Below are 2,164 nucleotides of genomic sequence, written 5' to 3' on the forward strand. Positions count from 1 at the left end.
AGGTCGAAGGTGTAAGTGCAGTAATGTATTTAGCTTATCGATACTAATAGGTCGAGGACTTGACCAATATTTATTTGATGTTCATTAATTAAAATATATATGTAGTTTTTAGAGTGTTAACTCTAAAAAAGTATGAAAAAAGTATTGACAAAAATAACAAAAAATGTTAATATTATACTTGTCCTAGCAACAAGAAAGAAATGTGGTTATAATAGCAGAGAAGATACACCTGTTCCCATTCCGAACACAGAAGTTAAGTTCTCTAGCGCTGATGGTACTTGGTGGGAAACTGCCTGGGAGAGTAGGACATAGCCACGTTAGATGTTCCAAGGTAGCTCAACGGTGGAGCAACCGGCTGTTAACCGGTAGGCTGTGGGTTCGAGCCCCACCCTTGGAGCCAATATATGGCTCGTTGGTCAAGAGGTTAAGACACCGCCCTTTCACGGCGGTAACAGGGGTTCAATTCCCCTACGAGTCACCATTTGTGGGATCATAGCTCAGCTGGGAGAGCACCTGCCTTACAAGCAGGGGGTCGCAGGTTCGAGCCCTGCTGGTCCCACCATTTGCGGCCTGGTAGTTCAGTTGGTTAGAATGCCAGCCTGTCACGCTGGAGGTCGAGGGTTCGAACCCCTTCCAGGTCGCCAAATAAAAACTAAGATATATGCTGGTGTGGCTCAACGGTAGAGCAGCTGACTTGTAATCAGCAGGTTGTAGGTTCGATTCCTATCACCAGCTCCATGTAAGATTAATAACGGAGGATTTCCCGAGCGGCCAAAGGGGGCAGACTGTAAATCTGTTGTCATCGACTTCGGTGGTTCGAATCCACCATCCTCCACCAATTAAATTAAATATGCGGGTGTAGCTCAATGGTAGAGTTCTGGCCTTCCAAGCCAGCTGTGAGGGTTCGATCCCCTTCACCCGCTCCAAAAAGCGTGGGTGCATAGCTCAGCTGGATAGAGCAACGCCCTTCTAAGGCGTGTGTCCGGGGTTCGAATCCCTGTGCGCTCACCACATATATATTGGGGATTAGCCAAGTCGGTAAGGCACATGACTTTGACTCATGTATGCGTAGGTTCGAGTCCTGCATCCCCAGCCAAATAAAAATATGGTCTATTAGCTCAGTCGGTAGAGCACCTGACTTTTAATCAGGGTGTCCCGCGTTCGAGTCGCGGATAGATCACCAATGGAGAGGTGTCCGAGTGGTTTAAGGAGCTGGTCTTGAAAACCAGTGACTTCGAAAGGGGCCGTGGGTTCGAATCCCACCCTCTCCGCCAAACTAAAATAATAGGACTAAATTTGGAGAAGTACTCAAGTGGCTCAAGAGGATCCCCTGCTAAGGGATTAGGCTGGGTAACCGGTGCGAGGGTTCGAATCCCTCCTTCTCCGCCATTTAAAAAACGAGGTGTAGCGCAGTTTGGTAGCGCACATGGTTTGGGACCATGGGGCCGGGGGTTCGAGTCCCTTCACCTCGACCAACCAGGACCTTTAGCTCAGTTGGTTAGAGCGCCCGGCTCATAACCGGTAGGTCTGGGGTTCGAGTCCCTGAAGGTCCATTATTCTTCATAGGGGTGTAGCTCAGTTGGTAGAGCGTCGGTCTCCAAAACCGTGCGCCGGGGGTTCGAGTCCCTCCACCCCTGCCAAATAAAAAGGACTTGAAAAAAAACGAGTTTTAGAGTAATATAAGATAGTAAATAATATTTCGAGGTGTAGCGCAGTTTGGTAGCGCACATGGTTTGGGACCATGGGGCCGGGGGTTCGAGTCCCTTCACCTCGACCAAGTAAGGGCCTATAGCTCAGGTGGTTAGAGCGCACGCCTGATAAGCGTGAGGTCGCTGGTTCGAGTCCAGCTAGGCCCACCATTTGCCCAGATAGCTCAGTCGGTAGAGCAGGGGACTGAAAATCCCCGTGTCGGTGGTTCGATTCCGCCTCTGGGCACCAGAAATACGGCGGTATAGCTTAGTTGGCTAGAGCGTTCGGTTCATACCCGAAAGGTCATAGGTTCGACTCCTATTACCGCTACCATCTAACTATATCAATAAAGAACTTTGAAAATTAAACAGTAGGTTAATTTATAAACAAGAAACAAACCATAAAGCCAGATATTTTGATAACAATAGTATCTGAGCCTGATAAACTTTTATTTGAGAGTTTGATCCTGGCTCAG

19 tRNA genes and 1 rRNA gene are annotated in these 2,164 nt (G+C 48.3%); all 20 read left to right on the forward strand.

The features are described from left to right. Positions 1–201 precede the first annotated feature (201 nt). A 5S ribosomal RNA gene (rrf, locus tag KGF45_RS19430) occupies positions 202–318 on the forward strand. A 7-nt stretch (positions 319–325) separates the two neighbouring features. Further along, a tRNA-Asn gene (locus KGF45_RS19435) sits at positions 326–400 on the forward strand. A 6-nt stretch (positions 401–406) separates the two neighbouring features. Further along, positions 407–481, forward strand: a tRNA-Glu gene (locus tag KGF45_RS19440). 5 nt (positions 482–486) lie between these two features. Further along, a tRNA-Val gene (locus KGF45_RS19445) sits at positions 487–562 on the forward strand. Between the two features lie 5 nt (positions 563–567). Next, positions 568–644: transfer RNA gene (locus KGF45_RS19450), tRNA-Asp, on the forward strand. Between the two features lie 19 nt (positions 645–663). After that, a tRNA-Thr gene (locus tag KGF45_RS19455) sits at positions 664–738 on the forward strand. 15 nt (positions 739–753) lie between these two features. Continuing rightward, positions 754–838, forward strand: a tRNA-Tyr gene (locus KGF45_RS19460). A gap of 14 nt (positions 839–852) precedes the next feature. Further along, positions 853–926 (forward strand) — tRNA-Gly (locus KGF45_RS19465). Between the two features lie 8 nt (positions 927–934). Continuing rightward, a tRNA-Arg gene (locus tag KGF45_RS19470) sits at positions 935–1,011 on the forward strand. 9 nt (positions 1,012–1,020) lie between these two features. Further along, positions 1,021–1,096, forward strand: a tRNA-Gln gene (locus tag KGF45_RS19475). 11 nt (positions 1,097–1,107) lie between these two features. Next, positions 1,108–1,183, forward strand: a tRNA-Lys gene (locus KGF45_RS19480). A 2-nt stretch (positions 1,184–1,185) separates the two neighbouring features. Beyond that, positions 1,186–1,274 (forward strand) — tRNA-Ser (locus KGF45_RS19485). 24 nt (positions 1,275–1,298) lie between these two features. Beyond that, positions 1,299–1,389: transfer RNA gene (locus KGF45_RS19490), tRNA-Ser, on the forward strand. 9 nt (positions 1,390–1,398) lie between these two features. Beyond that, a tRNA-Pro gene (locus KGF45_RS19495) sits at positions 1,399–1,475 on the forward strand. Between the two features lie 4 nt (positions 1,476–1,479). Continuing rightward, a tRNA-Ile gene (locus KGF45_RS19500) sits at positions 1,480–1,553 on the forward strand. Between the two features lie 11 nt (positions 1,554–1,564). Then, positions 1,565–1,640: transfer RNA gene (locus KGF45_RS19505), tRNA-Trp, on the forward strand. Positions 1,641–1,700: 60 nt separating this feature from the next. Then, positions 1,701–1,777 (forward strand) — tRNA-Pro (locus KGF45_RS19510). A gap of 5 nt (positions 1,778–1,782) precedes the next feature. Then, positions 1,783–1,859: transfer RNA gene (locus tag KGF45_RS19515), tRNA-Ile, on the forward strand. A 3-nt stretch (positions 1,860–1,862) separates the two neighbouring features. After that, positions 1,863–1,938, forward strand: a tRNA-Phe gene (locus tag KGF45_RS19520). Positions 1,939–1,945: 7 nt separating this feature from the next. Further along, positions 1,946–2,022, forward strand: a tRNA-Met gene (locus tag KGF45_RS19525). Positions 2,023–2,164 lie beyond the last annotated feature (142 nt).

Origin of the sequence: Clostridioides sp. ZZV14-6154 (genome assembly GCF_020657785.1) — a bacterium.
GTDB lineage: Bacteria > Bacillota > Clostridia > Peptostreptococcales > Peptostreptococcaceae > Clostridioides.